Here is a 12,323-nt window from a genome sequence, read left to right as displayed (position 1 = left end):
TGCGTCACGGGGACGGCCGGGCTTGATGGCGCCTCACCGTGGCTGCGGCTGCGAGGATCATGCCGCTAGGGTTCGCCTGTCGTCTGGCCGGCGGTTTCATGGAAGGGCGCACCACCTGCGTCCTCGATGGGGCTGGTCTGACCGAAGGCCGTCTTCGCTACGCTGCGCCTCGTTCTTAAGCCCGCAACAGCCGGTCGCGACTTTCTTCCCCTGCTGGCTTCGCCATCATTCCGCGCGGAACAAGAAAGCCTCGTCCTGGCTGCCCTTCACTGTCGTTCCGGCCCTAAGGACCACCCCATTGCGCACGCGCAACGGGACCCCGGTGGGTGCGGGCCGATCGCCTCCGGTCTGTCGACCGCTATCGAGGTCGCGGTGGTCGCGGCCCGAGAAACTCACGGAGACGACATCATGGCTACCATCGGCACTTTCACCTCAAACGGCAACGCCGGCTTTTCCGGCGCCATCAAGACCCTCAACCTGAACGTCAAGGCCAAGCTGATCCGCGTCGAGAACCCTTCCGACAAGGGCCCTCACTTCCGCGTCTACTCGGGTAGCGTCGAACTGGGAGCCGCCTGGCAGAAGGTCTCCAACGAGGGCCGCGACTACCTCTCGGTCAAGCTGGACGACCCGAGCTTCCCCGCGCCGATCTACGCCACCTTGATCGAGGTGGAAGGCGAGGAAGGCCTGCAGCTGATCTGGTCTCGCCCCAACCGGGACTGATCGCCTCGACGAGGGCTCCGCCGCACGGCGGGGCCTTCGGCCGTTCCCAAGCGAACGTCGGCAGGCGGAAGGAGCACCAAGCGCCGCCTTTCGGGGGGTGCTGCTCCTCGCCGTCTCGCCGAGACGGCAAGCGGACGCGGGCTATCGGATTGTCGATGTTCCTCGCTGTTGCCTGCCCGCCGCAACATTCTGCTACGCACGTTTGATGCCCTGATCCTGCCACCGTCCCCCAGGCACCTGCGCCAACGAGAGATCTCCCATCGCGCCCCTTGAACCGTCTCGGTCCCGACAGCACATTTGCGATGGTTGCGGGGCGGAATGCTCGTCCAAAGCGGTGGTTCGTGAACTGGGAGGAGCGCATGGATGCGGAGGAGTTCGGCAGCCCCATTTTCGTGAAGCGTGCGACCTATATCGTGCAAGAGATTGCGAGCCTCGCGGACGCCATCGATTTCCTCAGCGACTGGCCCGAGGATCAAAGAGATCTGATCCACCAGACCGCCCTTCAGGCCTGCTATGACGCAGAGGATGGGCACAAACCGTTAAGCGCCGCACACCACGCTTTTATCGATTTCGCCAGGCAGGTCGCCATCCTAGAAGATCCAATCTCCGCCATGCAGTGGATCGCCGCCTGCAAAAAGCGGCGCGCGTAGGGACAGGTTGGGTTGTAGCTAAGCTTGGGGGCATTCCGTTCAGATTTTCACCGATCGCGGACAAGAGCGGAAGAATCTCCATCATCGCCGATAATTCCGGAAAACAGGGATGACAGTGCTTATGGCGATCGGCTGGCCGCCGAGGCATCGAGTTGGCCTTAGGGCCTGCGATCTTGCGCGATGTCGCCAGCGCTAGTCCGGATCACAGTCGCGATATCCGCGCCGGCGCTTGGCGCGCTGAAGCTTCATTGATGCGGTGGCCGCACCGTCTTCGCTATCGAAGGTTTCCATCATCGACTGGCCGCTGGTCCCGATGCGGCCCCAGTTGCGAATGACGGATGCTCCGCCGAACAAAGTCGGTTGGATCGCAACCATGTAAAATCGCCGCATGTTCTGCGATGGGTCGATGCGTCGAAGATGAACGGGCCCTGCCTCTTCGTTTCCCATGGCCGCGGTCTCACTTGGCTTGGAAGCGGCGTCCAACGAGTTCTTTGAATCCAACCGGCTCGACCGATTCATTGCGGTTATGGGTGCGGCGCGGTGCTTCAGGAAGTCATGATCACCTCGGTGGCCAGCAAGCTCGTCGCCCATTGTGCATGATCGAAGGCGCACGCGTCGGACCGTCACGACGTTAGCGCGCAGCAATTCGGCCCCCGAGCCTATCAGACCGGCGGAACCAGGTGGGCGGCCCCTTTGCGGAGTTAATCGTCGTCATCAAGACTGCTCTCATCGCCTGAACCTTTGGCGGCGTGGCGGCATCATCGTGCCGCTTGTGCCGGATGCATGGCGACATTCCGATATCTCCAGTATCGTTCTTCTGGAACGGATGCCCGGACCCTCACTGAACGGCCTTCTTAAGATTGGTCTGACGCCGGCCCGGCCTTTGCCTGCAACGGCTTCGCCGACCTTCTTCCCCTGCGGCTTCGCCGCATTCCTCGCGAGACAACAAGCTCGGCTTCCGCCGTCCTCCGCTCCGCTGCGGCCCAGTGGATGCAGTCGGCCGGACCGTCGTCTCACGACCGCTATCGAGGCCGCACAGGGCGGCTTCGGACAAACCAGTCAGGAGCACACGAGCATGGCTACTATCGGCAACTTCCAGCTGGCCGGCGAAGAATTCAACGGCGAGATCGTCACGCTTTCCCTCCAGGCCAAGAAGGTCCGGATCGTCCCCGATGCGCGCGCCAGCGGCGAAAACGCACCGAGCCACCGCGTACTCGTTGATCGAGTCGAGTTCGGTGCCGGCTGGTCCAAACGGTCCAACGAAGGCCGCGCCTATCTGGGTCTCAAGCTCGACGATCCGAGCTTCACCGCCCCAATCTACGCGAACCTTGTCGCCGACGAAGGCGGTCAGAGCTACAGCCTCATCTGGTCTCGGCCGAACCGTCGCAACGGCGACTGACGAACACCGAATGGCGCTCCGCAAACAGCGGGGCGTCATTCCAGATCGCCCAGCTACTCAGCGCCTCAGATCGATAGCTTGAGGCGCCTTCGGGCAAACCGTAAGAAATACGAACGTCAGGCATCCCGCGCGATTCTTGCCTGCCGGGCGGCGATCTCAACGACCCGCTCGCTGATTTTTTTTGATACTTTACTTTGTATGCTCCGCCTTGCAATCATGATGAGTGAGTCTGAACGGAGGAAAAAATCGAGCACAAAAAAACCGGCGCGGAGGCCGGCTTTTCCAGGGAATAGGCTACAGGAGTTGGCGCTCCTGATCTCGCCCGAAGATTTTGTGAGACCGTAGCCCGTCTTTCCCGACATTGCAAGAGAATTGCGCTTCCGCGCCACGGCTTTGCACGGCCTGGCGAGAGGAAAGAAATGGATCTCTATTCAACGCTGAGCCTATGGCTCACGAACATTCGGTCATTGCCCGAGCTGGACGATTTTTGCCGCCAGATATGGAAGCTCTACGGCGACGAATCGTTGGGCGAGGATGAAGCGGAGCGGCTCTGCGAGAAGGCTGACCGACAGCGCGCCAACCTCAAGAAGGACCGCGCGGATGGTCGTCCGCTGCCTCGCTTCTGGTATCCGCAACGCCCTCGCAGTGAGCGAGGCCGGCGCGAGGCTGCCCACAGCCCCCGAGATCCCGTACGGTGGCAGCGAAAGCGGCGGCTCGCCCGCATGCAGGCTATCCGGCCCGAATTCGCCGGCGAGTTCACCGAAGGCGAAAGCGCGGCGCTTTACATTGTTATGTCCGACTGCCGGCAGCACGGCAAATGCGACCGATCGGTGAAGGAAATCGGCGATCGGGCCGGCGTCGGGCCGACCACCGTTCGCAACGCGCTGCGCAAAGCCGGCAGGCTCGGCTTGCTGCGCGTCACCGAGCGCAGACAATGGCGAGCCAGGAATCTCACCAATCACATTGTTGTTGTGCATCGGCGTCAGATCGCCTGGATCGCGAAATTTCGGCCCAATCTCGGCCTTAAATTTTATCCGACTGCCTTCAAAAAAGCGGCGTCCACAGGAAGCTCCCGCAATAAATATAGCAAAAGACCGTTTAACAGCCGACCCGACTGGCCCCAGGACGGGTCGAAGCCATTCCCCAGCCAAACATCGCCGATCGGCTGACGCGTTAGCCGCCAAAACCACGCTTGCCGCGGAACCCCTAAAGGCTGCACGAGGCTGTTTTTGAAGCAGCCTTGGCGATCGGTCGCGCCAAATCAGTCCGGTTGGTGTTGGCTGTCGGATTCCTGAAACAGGAAGATTGCCGGATCGCGACCCAGCGCCTCGCCGACGGCGGCGATCGTATCGACACTGATATTGCCGCTCGCGCGCTCGAGCTTGGTGAAGGTGATCTCCGACACACCCAGCAGCTCCGCCATTTGATAGCGGAGCAGATTGCGGCGGTCACGCTCGCTGTTGATGATGTCGGCAAGGCGCTCGCGGATCGATTCTTCGCTAAGCTTATGCGCCCATGGTTCCACCGCCGCGCCGCCGACCAGAAGTGTCGCGATCGACACCTGCAGTGCCTGGGCTATCTGTTCGACTGTGCGCAGGGTCACGTTGTTTCGTTTTCTCATGGTGCGAATGTAGGTGCGGTATGCCAGCCCTTGACCCGACGACGTCTTGAACAGTTCCGCCATGTGTTGATGGCTAAGCTTTCGCCTGCGGCGCTCGGTTTCGAGGAACCATGCGATATTGTCCCGAAGCGGGTTGTTCACCTCGCCCGCTTCGTTTGGCAGCATGAATCTATGTATGCGCACGAACCCGCCTGTTCGGTCTGCCCTTTTCCCTGAGCAAAAACCATAGTAAAGTGTCAAAAAGTCTCAGAAGAAAAGAGCCATCACCATGCTGAAATGTCTCATTATGGGCGCTGCCGCGATTGCGGGCGCCGCGTCTGTTCCGTCCCAAACATTCGCATCCGAGTGGGGCTGCCAAGTCCTGCTTTGTCTGTCTGGTGACTGGCAGGGCACGCCCTCTTGTCATCCACCCATTGACCGGCTGATCGACGCCATGGGATTGCCGGGCTTTTCGTGGCCGACTTGTCCGCAGGCCAATTCGTCCGGCGCCGACTACGATCCGTACGAGGCCTGCCCGCAGGGGTGGATGCCTTACGCGCCGGCCACCGACCGCCCAGGACAAGGCCAGGCCAGCATGTGCCGAATCGCGGCTGGCAATCAGCCTGCCTACTTTGGAGCGCGGCATGGTCAGGCCGACGGAAGTCCGACGGGAACCATCCAGCTCGGCGACCGCGCCGTGCCGGTCCAGCTTACTCATGTTTCCAGCGGAGCACATAACGATCGAACGGCCACCTATTACGACATTCAACGCCCGCGCCGCGCGAAGCCTTACTACATCGACTACGACGACGCGAACGGGCTGCGGCAGCTCACCTGGTTCAACCTTAGCAGACCATAATCTTGAGTCACTCCGGCTGGTTAAATTAGTGGTAGGAAATGAGGGAGTTACCCCGATGAAAAGCGTCAACAGGTTCACCATTCATGGCAATGTCGGGTCGGTCGCGCCCTTCGACAAAAGCACGAGGGTCAACATTGCCACAAACCGCAATTGGCGCGACGAACAAGGCGTTGCCAGGGAAGCCACTGATTGGGTCCAGGTAACGGTCCTGGAGGAGAAGCAAGCCGCCTGGGTGGCGGAGAACGCCAAGCCCGGCGATGTCGTCTTCGTTGAAGGCCGCATCAGCAACAACTCTTTCAAACGCAACGGCGAGACCGTCTATGCGACGGACCTTATCGCCTCGACCTTCAACGTTTTTCCGAAGCCGTGATCATGTTCAATGCGGGGGCCCTTATCATGGCGGCGGCATCCGGAACATTGGTCGGCATAGGCGGCACGCTGGCTCTTTATCTCACACAAGACCAGCTCTCCGCGGCGATTGCGTCCGAGCCGGCGCTGTGTGCGAATCTGGCCGCGGTCGGCCTTGAGATTCCATCGCCGGCCGAGGCGTTGGAAGCTTTCAGGCGAGCGAAAAATACTGACCAAGCGACGTTGCGCATCGGAAAGTGCTCGAAGAACGCCGTGGGACGCGGCGTGCAATGCACCGTGAAGTACAAGCTTCGCACTGCCTGGAAAGACGAAGGTGATGGCGTGGTCGCGTTCTCCAGGGGACCTGATGGCTGGCAAGCGGTACAGCTGCAATAATTTTCTGCTAGCGAACATCTGGTTTTGTTCAGTTCCGGCGTCGATCAGCAAACCCTCGAAACCCTTCCTGCAGTGATCGCCGCTGGTGGCACCGGGCCTATCTGACCCGCAATCGGGACCGTCGAAGCATCTTCTTTTGTGTCGCCGCAATTCCCATGCCCAAAGAGCCGGAGCCGGAGCGCGCCTCCAATAGCGCCGTAGGGACGGCGGAGGCCGGAGATAACGGGCCGCCGGCGGTTCCGGCGCTACAGAAGCCGTGCCCCTGGCGCGGGCCCGGTTCGCCGGCGCTCACTTGCGTGGGGTGCAATAGACGCCTTGGGATTCCAAAAGGACGGCGCCACCCTTCAATTCAGTGAGGGCACCCACCCAGGCGTCGGAATAGGTGCGACTGGCGTCCACCGCCGTCAGCCAGATGACGCGGTTGTCGGCAAGCTCCACCTTGACCTCGCTTTGGAGAGGGCTTGCCTGCACCGTTTGCTGATAATGCCGCTTGATGCGCACATCGCCGCTGGCAAACTCGATATTGTTGTTGTCGTAGTTGAGCAGGAATGAAGCATCCCCTTTTGCGACCTTGCAGGGGCCGTCGCGTTCACACACGATTTTTGCTGCCGTGGCGCAATCCCATCGCAGCCCCGCGCGCCACATCGGATTGCTGCCGGTCCCCTTGGACTGATCACCTGGAGCGGCGGCGCCGAGGCTCGCCGCCGCCGCTACGGCCACCAATACTGCCCTAATCATCCGTTCCGCACACCTTACTGTTCGGCACCATCAAGATCAGCTCGCGCTGGCGCATCATGCCGACCGAGGCTAGCGCGCTGTAATGCGCCAGCGTGGCGGCTGCCGCATCAAGCGCGGCCTCGCAGCCGTCGCGCGTCGAGATCTCGGCCAAAGCTGCCCTGAACATCACTGTCCTGTTCGGTTGATCGTTCATAAATTGACACTACACTTTGGGTTCAGTTATGACAATTGCCGGGCAGGCGGTTGGCATAAAAGCGGTTCATCGAAGGTCCACGAGCTATGATCATATCTGCCGCCATCGCCAAAGGTGGCACTGGCAAATCGACCCTGCTGCGCGCGCTGGCATCCGTCGCCCTTAAGCGCGGCTACGCGGTGACACTCATCGATGGCGACGTTCGCCAGAACATGAGCCGGTGGGCTCAGATGCTCAAGGAGGCCGGCAATCGTCCCGAGACACTCCAGTTCGTCAGCGCCACGACGCCGCGCGAGATCCTGAAGGCGGCAGAACTGCACAATGGCGAGCGCAGCGTGGTGCTGATCGACACCGAAGGCACCACGAACGACAATCTCATGGCCGGGCTATTTGCTTCCGATATCGTCGTGGTGCCGATCTTCTTCGCGCTCGATGACGTGACCGCCGCAATCCAGATCACCGACCACTACATTCCGCTTGCGGTCGAAACACGCGGCCGGCCGCTGCCAGCGGTGTTTGTCCTGACAAAACAGACTATCATCGATGCGAAGGCGAGAGCCTTGAGCGAACTGCGCGCAATCATTCAGGCGAACGGCACGCCGGTCGCCGACCATGCGCTGCAAAACCGTGTCGCCTATCGGGACCTGCAAAGCGGCCAGACACTCTACAGCCCAGATCAGCCCGACGCGAAGGCGATTGCCGAAAGTGAAGGGGTCTTCGACGATGTCCTGAAGACCTTCACCGAAGCAATGAGGCAGGCCGCATGAACGAGAACAGCACCCCGGACACGAAAGACGACAAGAAGGCTCGGATGATGCGAGCGATCTCCACTGAGCCGCCGGCGCTTCCGAGCATGTTCATCGCTCCCAAGTCCGATCCCGCCTCTCAGCCGCTTGCAGCCGCATCCGCGGAGACATCGGAGGCCGAAGCTGCGCCGGCGTCACCGCGGCCGGACTTCCGCAAAATGCTGCGGCAGGGCCAAAAGAAGGATCCGGTTGCCGGCAAGAAGATTCGCGACGAGGAAATGGTGCGCTGCGGCTATTACCTTACCGCTGGGGAGCAGCGCCAATTCAAGCTGCTCGCGATCAGCAACGGCCACAGCATGACCGAGCTGCTGCGCCAGGCGGTGCAGGACTACATCAGGATCCATAAGCACAAGTTCCCGAACGATTAGGTCAGCCCGCTCCGCGGCATCCGCCGCGGTGAGGGTTGCAGAGAACGCTCGAGGCCACGCAACCGGGGACGGGCCATCAATGCTCGGCCCGGCGCAAATCGGCCGTGCCCGTCGGCCTCGGTCGCTTGGCTCAGCTTATCCGCCTTACGTAGCCCACGGGGGTCGCGGCGATCCCGATCGCACGAGCTCATGTTCCCTGCTCGTTGCGAGCTGTCTCCATGTTAGCATGATGATTCCGCAGCAAGGCCACATGTTAAGACAGAAACGTGTCGCTAAAGTGGCTTATCGATAAGGTGACGATGCAATATGTTTCCGAGTGAGCATGTTTCCGTGCTAACATGTGCAGATGATTTGGAAATGAATGCTGGGTGAGGTGGGTACCACCCCAAAGATATTTTGGTGATGTTGTTTTTTGTCTTTGGCAGGATAGCCTTTTTTGTGTTACACACGAAAAGAGGCGGCGCGGCCCAAGGGCCTTAGCGCCCGCAAGCGGGCTTGAAGATGAGACCCAACAGTGGCCAAACAGAAACGCAGAACGCATTCCGTCGCTATGGCGAAGTCCTGCATGTGCGCTTCTCAAGCGTCGAACTGGAGCGGCTGCGCGCCATGGCAGATGGAGAGTTGGTGACGGTCAGCGAAGTCGTTCGGCGCCTTGTGAGGTCCGAGGCGGGCTTTCTGCCAGCAGCGACCGGGGAACTGCGACCCGCCATTGAGGAGGCCACCGACCAGCTTCGCCGCGTCGGTGTGAATTTCAACCAGGCGGTTCGCGCGATGAACGAGGGCCGGGTGCCATATGACGAGGACCTTGAGCGCGCCTTGATCGCCGTTGGTGAGCTCGTGCGCCGGTTCCGCGAAGAATTGAAGGCAATGATTGCCAGGCCGCGCAAGCGGCGCGAGGTCTAGGCATGAGCGGTCGTCTCGCCGGATATGCTGCCGAGATCGAACGCTATCTGCGGATGCCGGGCGCTGGCGATCTCGAGGAGCTTGAGGAGGATAAACCTTTGCAAGCGGCTGGCCGGGAGACGGCCGATCGTCGAGCGATGAACATCCGTGCGAGTGGCGTCGCCCCGGGCCGCTGGCCTTCACCCCAAGCTGGTGGGCAATGGCCGACAGCGAGCGCAAAGCACTCAGGAGCGAGCCCTCGCGCCGCAACGGCCCCGGTTTCGTCCGCAGGCCGAGGCGGACCGCTCAGCGCGCTACCACTGTCTGTGGGCACCAGCGGGAGCTTGCGTTCATCCAGCGACGCAAATGGGGCGATAGCGATTTTCGGCCTCACACTCGGCGCTTTCGTCAAGGAAGAGGAAGAAGAATGGCGGCGCCGTGGCGGGGGTGGCGGAAGGTCGGGCGCGCTCCCGTCCACTCGACACTTCGCGCGGGCGACGCGAGAGGCGAGGGCGGTTGCGGCGCGAGCGGCCTATGCCGCCGGCGCGCAGCCGGCGGTGTTCAAGGTCTTGTCCAGCGCGGCCAATGGCAAGCAGGCCGGCGCCCTGCTCGCCTATATCGGCACACGCGTCAATGAACAGGGCGAGAAGCGCGACATCGAGATCTTCACCGATAGCGGACAGGGGCTTGCCAATGCCCAGGACCGTCGCGGCTTTCTGCGCCAATTCACGGAGACATTCCAGGCGCAGCTTAAGAATTCGAATTTCATCGAGGTGCGGTTCGAGCTCGCCGGCGACGTCACGGACGAAGCGCTTGGCGAGGCTTTGAACGCGGCCTTCGGATCAAAGCCGTTCGTCTATGCTCGCACGGGCGACAGCGTCGCCGTTTATGGCCACACGGGAGAACGCGCCGGACCACTTGCCAAGATTCTAGCGGCCGGGCGGGCAAATTCACGCAGCAAAGCGCTCGACAAGATCGAAGCCGGCTTGGGCGAAGCCATGGGGAAGGCCGGCATCCGCGCGGCAGCGGAAGTGACGGCGGCCGTCGGCAACGAGCGTAAGGCGCAATATTTTCTGCAAAAGTTTATCCGGGCGCACGAGCAGGTTCGCCGGGCGAATGGTCAGACGGTTTCCGGCAAACAGCCGACGAAGGCGGCCGCGGCGATTTTTGAGGAATGGCGGCCACAACTTTCCGGCCGGGAGCGGCGCAATGCCTATCACCTGCTTTTCTCCGCCCGGGCTGGTACGGACGCGCAAGCGGTCTTGGCGGCCGCGCGGGCCGTGCTCGAGGAGCGGGCGCCCGGGCACAAATTCGTGCTCGCACACCATGCCGAGACGAAGCACGTCCATATCCACGCCATGGTGCAGGCGTGGTCGGCCGACGGCGAGCGGCTGACATTCTACAAGGCGGATCTCCATGCCTGGCGCGAAGCGTACGCGGAGAAGGCGCGCGAACACGGCATCGCGATGGTCGCGACCCGCCGGTACGATCACGCAATGAGCCGACCTTATACGAAAGAACATGCGGGCGCCTACAAACGCGCGCAGCACGATGCGCGCTATCAGGTCAGTGACAAGACTGTCGCGCGCGTGGAGGACAAACGACAGCGTCGAATGGATAGCGGATTGCTCGTCGCCAAAGGCGGAGCGATCGCCGGCGTGTGGCAGCAGACGGCCGCCGTGGTGCGGTCGGCTGGCATCACCGGCAAAGCGCTGACTGCAGCCGAGGCGATCGGCAACGCTGTCCTCCAGATTCATGGGCGGAGGGGAGGCGAGAAGCCGGCAGCCGCTGTCTCCAGGGGCGGCGGGGGACCGGGGCGGACCTCGTCCTTCTTGTCCCATCGCGGCATGAAAGAATTGACCAGGCTGATAGGAGCTACCGAAATGGCGCAGACACCTTTGGAAATGCGGCAGAAGATGGCGCGTGTGAATCAAGCATTGGATGAGATGCGGGACACGCTTCCCAATGCTGAGCAACCCCGTTTCGAGCAATACCGCGATGGCGTGAACGACAAGATGCACGATCGTCTCGCCCGGCTCCAGTTCGAGCAGCAAAAGGGTGCAGGAGGAGGCGGCGAGACCGCGCCTGAAAGAGAGGCGCGCGGCCGCGATTTGCCGGCCCGAGAAGACACGCGTCAGCCCGAGACCTCGGCGCGACATGCCGAGAAGGCGCGCCAACGCGTTCAGCAGCAAAAACACTCAGCCAAGCAAAAGGGCCGGCAGGCCGAGGAGCAGGACCGCAAGACACAGCGCAGCCAGGACGACGAATACGAGCGCTAAAGCATGTGGGCCGCAACCGCAGCCCGTTGCGAGACAGAGACATGCCTGAATTCAGCAGTGGGCATGGGGTTTGCTCCCAGCTTGGGCTCCGAAGTGCTACTTACGAGACACTGCTAAGCCCTCTGGAGCGTCGCAGCGCCGGCTTGAGATCTGGGCGATCTTCAAGCGCATTTTGCCCGATGGACGCGCAGGTCGTCGACCGGCGTCGTAGCTCGTCTGCATGGGCGTGAAAAGCATCGGCGGCAAATGCTGGCCCTTCATGGTTAGAACCGATTGATTTTTTACAATTTCACTAACTGTTTGCCGAAATTCTCTCCATTCATCATGCGGACAAAGGCATACGGAACTGCTTCAATCCCTTCAATGACGTCTTCCCTGGTTTCGAAAAGGCCCTGCTTATACCAAGATAATAGGTCGGCCTTTGCTGTCTCAAATTCGCTTTCATGATCATCAAGCAAGAACCCCTCGATCCGAGCGCGGGCGATCAGGGTTTTCCTGAGATGCCGCAAACCGATATCCGGTTGATCAAATCGATCAGCTAAAGCGACCGTTCCGACAACGACAACTCGACCGAAGGTGTTGAGATTTAGCATCGCCGCATCATGGATAGGTCCCGCAGTATTGTCGATGAACAAGTCTACTCCGTTTGGGCATGCAGCCGCGACGTCGGCCACCAAGTCAGCCGACGTTCGGTGGTTGACACATTCGCGGTATCCAAGCTGTTTGCACCATTCCAGTTTTGCATCCGTGCCGGCAACTGCGACTGGGTCGAGTCCTTTGATCCGCGCGATTTGCCCAGCGATCTGCCCTACCCCACCAGAGGCCGCCGAGATCAAGACTGTCTCCCGTTCTTTCGGATCGCCGGTCTTGAGTAGCGCAAAATACGCTGTCAAACCCGGCATTCCCAGAAAGCTGAGCGAGGCTTCCACTGGGGCGTCGGTAGCGGCTACAAGTTTGGCTGAAGACGCAGGAATTGTGGTGAAAGGCTGCCATCCAAAATAGTCGCTCACGACGATGTCACCGGCCTTGAAATCAGGGCATTCAGATGTGATCACTTCCCCGACCCCACCCCCTGACATCAGACC

The 12,323-nt window shown here is 61.1% G+C and carries 17 protein-coding genes; 11 read left to right on the top strand and 6 right to left on the bottom strand.

From position 1 onward, the window contains the following. Positions 1-408 precede the first annotated feature (408 nt). Both AC0L2Y_RS27705 and AC0L2Y_RS27700 read left to right on the top strand, forming a co-directional pair. Positions 409-720, top strand: coding sequence for a DUF736 domain-containing protein (locus AC0L2Y_RS27705; protein WP_125000731.1), 312 nt, complete (start codon positions 409-411; stop codon positions 718-720). Positions 721-1,079: 359 nt separating this feature from the next. Beyond that, positions 1,080-1,370, top strand: a complete 291-nt coding sequence (locus AC0L2Y_RS27700; protein WP_292427736.1) for a DUF982 domain-containing protein — start codon at positions 1,080-1,082, stop codon at positions 1,368-1,370. Positions 1,371-1,562: 192 nt separating this feature from the next. Here AC0L2Y_RS27700 and AC0L2Y_RS27695 read toward each other — a convergent pair whose 3' ends face one another. Beyond that, positions 1,563-1,961 (bottom strand): WGR domain-containing protein, encoded by a 399-nt coding sequence (locus AC0L2Y_RS27695; RefSeq protein WP_473560860.1) that lies wholly within the window; start codon positions 1,959-1,961, stop codon positions 1,563-1,565. 484 nt (positions 1,962-2,445) lie between these two features. Between AC0L2Y_RS27695 and AC0L2Y_RS27690 the strand changes: the two genes are divergently transcribed. Then, positions 2,446-2,769 carry a DUF736 domain-containing protein gene (locus tag AC0L2Y_RS27690; RefSeq protein WP_473560940.1) on the top strand — a complete coding sequence of 108 codons (324 nt, stop codon included), beginning with the start codon at positions 2,446-2,448 and terminating at the stop codon, positions 2,767-2,769. Between the two features lie 419 nt (positions 2,770-3,188). Further along, positions 3,189-3,938, top strand: coding sequence for a hypothetical protein (locus AC0L2Y_RS27685; protein WP_473560858.1), 750 nt, complete (start codon positions 3,189-3,191; stop codon positions 3,936-3,938). 92 nt (positions 3,939-4,030) lie between these two features. Here the strand turns inward: AC0L2Y_RS27685 and AC0L2Y_RS27680 are convergent, their stop codons facing one another. Then, positions 4,031-4,555, bottom strand: coding sequence for a helix-turn-helix domain-containing protein (locus AC0L2Y_RS27680; RefSeq protein WP_473560857.1), 525 nt, complete (start codon positions 4,553-4,555; stop codon positions 4,031-4,033). 103 nt (positions 4,556-4,658) lie between these two features. On the opposite strand from AC0L2Y_RS27680, the gene AC0L2Y_RS27675 reads away from it, so the two are divergent. The 3 genes from AC0L2Y_RS27675 to AC0L2Y_RS27665 are packed head-to-tail and all read left to right on the top strand — an operon-like array spanning position 4,659 to position 5,972. Next, positions 4,659-5,228, top strand: coding sequence for a hypothetical protein (locus AC0L2Y_RS27675; RefSeq protein WP_473560855.1), 570 nt, complete (start codon positions 4,659-4,661; stop codon positions 5,226-5,228). Between the two features lie 55 nt (positions 5,229-5,283). After that, positions 5,284-5,598 (top strand): single-stranded DNA-binding protein, encoded by a 315-nt coding sequence (locus tag AC0L2Y_RS27670; protein ID WP_473560854.1) that lies wholly within the window; start codon positions 5,284-5,286, stop codon positions 5,596-5,598. A 26-nt stretch (positions 5,599-5,624) separates the two neighbouring features. After that, complete coding sequence (locus AC0L2Y_RS27665; RefSeq protein WP_473560853.1) at positions 5,625-5,972, top strand: hypothetical protein; 348 nt, start codon at positions 5,625-5,627, stop codon at positions 5,970-5,972. A 288-nt stretch (positions 5,973-6,260) separates the two neighbouring features. Here AC0L2Y_RS27665 and AC0L2Y_RS27660 read toward each other — a convergent pair whose 3' ends face one another. Both AC0L2Y_RS27660 and AC0L2Y_RS27655 read right to left on the bottom strand, forming a co-directional pair. Next, positions 6,261-6,692, bottom strand: a complete 432-nt coding sequence (locus tag AC0L2Y_RS27660; RefSeq protein ID WP_473560851.1) for a hypothetical protein — start codon at positions 6,690-6,692, stop codon at positions 6,261-6,263. Between the two features lie 10 nt (positions 6,693-6,702). After that, on the bottom strand, positions 6,703-6,903 hold the full coding sequence (locus tag AC0L2Y_RS27655; RefSeq protein WP_473560849.1) for a hypothetical protein: 201 nt from the start codon (positions 6,901-6,903) through the stop codon (positions 6,703-6,705). An 86-nt stretch (positions 6,904-6,989) separates the two neighbouring features. On the opposite strand from AC0L2Y_RS27655, the gene AC0L2Y_RS27650 reads away from it, so the two are divergent. The 3 genes from AC0L2Y_RS27650 (at position 6,990) to AC0L2Y_RS27640 (ending at position 8,980) form a co-directional block, all read left to right on the top strand. Then, positions 6,990-7,670 (top strand): nucleotide-binding protein, encoded by a 681-nt coding sequence (locus AC0L2Y_RS27650; RefSeq protein WP_473560847.1) that lies wholly within the window; start codon positions 6,990-6,992, stop codon positions 7,668-7,670. After that, positions 7,667-8,077, top strand: coding sequence for a hypothetical protein (locus tag AC0L2Y_RS27645; protein ID WP_473560845.1), 411 nt, complete (start codon positions 7,667-7,669; stop codon positions 8,075-8,077). Before AC0L2Y_RS27650 ends, AC0L2Y_RS27645 begins: the two co-directional genes overlap by 4 nt. 501 nt (positions 8,078-8,578) lie before the next feature. Continuing rightward, positions 8,579-8,980: a MobC domain-containing protein gene (locus AC0L2Y_RS27640; protein WP_473560843.1), complete on the top strand. Its 402-nt coding sequence runs from the start codon at positions 8,579-8,581 to the stop codon at positions 8,978-8,980. 329 nt (positions 8,981-9,309) lie between these two features. Here AC0L2Y_RS27640 and AC0L2Y_RS27635 read toward each other — a convergent pair whose 3' ends face one another. Next, positions 9,310-9,684 carry a hypothetical protein gene (locus AC0L2Y_RS27635; protein ID WP_473560841.1) on the bottom strand — a complete coding sequence of 125 codons (375 nt, stop codon included), beginning with the start codon at positions 9,682-9,684 and terminating at the stop codon, positions 9,310-9,312. A gap of 99 nt (positions 9,685-9,783) precedes the next feature. Between AC0L2Y_RS27635 and AC0L2Y_RS27630 the strand changes: the two genes are divergently transcribed. Then, positions 9,784-11,238, top strand: a complete 1,455-nt coding sequence (locus AC0L2Y_RS27630) for a relaxase/mobilization nuclease domain-containing protein (RefSeq protein ID WP_473560840.1) — start codon at positions 9,784-9,786, stop codon at positions 11,236-11,238. Between the two features lie 281 nt (positions 11,239-11,519). On the opposite strand, the gene AC0L2Y_RS27625 is transcribed toward AC0L2Y_RS27630, so the two are convergent. Next, positions 11,520-12,323: zinc-binding dehydrogenase (locus AC0L2Y_RS27625; RefSeq protein ID WP_473560838.1), on the bottom strand; the 804-nt coding region annotated here is incomplete at its 5' end.

It is taken from the genome of Mesorhizobium sp. WSM4830, from assembly GCF_055811495.1.
The sequence above is the reverse complement of the archived record's forward strand: the minus strand, read 5'-3'. Positions and strand labels throughout refer to the sequence as shown.

Coding starts and splice junctions, on each gene's coding strand:
- AC0L2Y_RS27705 (WP_125000731.1), top strand. CDS start 409: ATGGCTACCATCGGCACTTTCACCTCAAACGGCAACGCCGGCTTTTCC.
- AC0L2Y_RS27700 (WP_292427736.1), top strand. CDS start 1,080: ATGGATGCGGAGGAGTTCGGCAGCCCCATTTTCGTGAAGCGTGCGACC.
- AC0L2Y_RS27695 (WP_473560860.1), bottom strand. CDS start 1,961: ATGGGCGACGAGCTTGCTGGCCACCGAGGTGATCATGACTTCCTGAAG.
- AC0L2Y_RS27690 (WP_473560940.1), top strand. CDS start 2,446: ATGGCTACTATCGGCAACTTCCAGCTGGCCGGCGAAGAATTCAACGGC.
- AC0L2Y_RS27685 (WP_473560858.1), top strand. CDS start 3,189: ATGGATCTCTATTCAACGCTGAGCCTATGGCTCACGAACATTCGGTCA.
- AC0L2Y_RS27680 (WP_473560857.1), bottom strand. CDS start 4,555: ATGCTGCCAAACGAAGCGGGCGAGGTGAACAACCCGCTTCGGGACAAT.
- AC0L2Y_RS27675 (WP_473560855.1), top strand. CDS start 4,659: ATGCTGAAATGTCTCATTATGGGCGCTGCCGCGATTGCGGGCGCCGCG.
- AC0L2Y_RS27670 (WP_473560854.1), top strand. CDS start 5,284: ATGAAAAGCGTCAACAGGTTCACCATTCATGGCAATGTCGGGTCGGTC.
- AC0L2Y_RS27665 (WP_473560853.1), top strand. CDS start 5,625: ATGGCGGCGGCATCCGGAACATTGGTCGGCATAGGCGGCACGCTGGCT.
- AC0L2Y_RS27655 (WP_473560849.1), bottom strand. CDS start 6,903: ATGAACGATCAACCGAACAGGACAGTGATGTTCAGGGCAGCTTTGGCC.
- AC0L2Y_RS27650 (WP_473560847.1), top strand. CDS start 6,990: ATGATCATATCTGCCGCCATCGCCAAAGGTGGCACTGGCAAATCGACC.
- AC0L2Y_RS27645 (WP_473560845.1), top strand. CDS start 7,667: ATGAACGAGAACAGCACCCCGGACACGAAAGACGACAAGAAGGCTCGG.
- AC0L2Y_RS27640 (WP_473560843.1), top strand. CDS start 8,579: ATGAGACCCAACAGTGGCCAAACAGAAACGCAGAACGCATTCCGTCGC.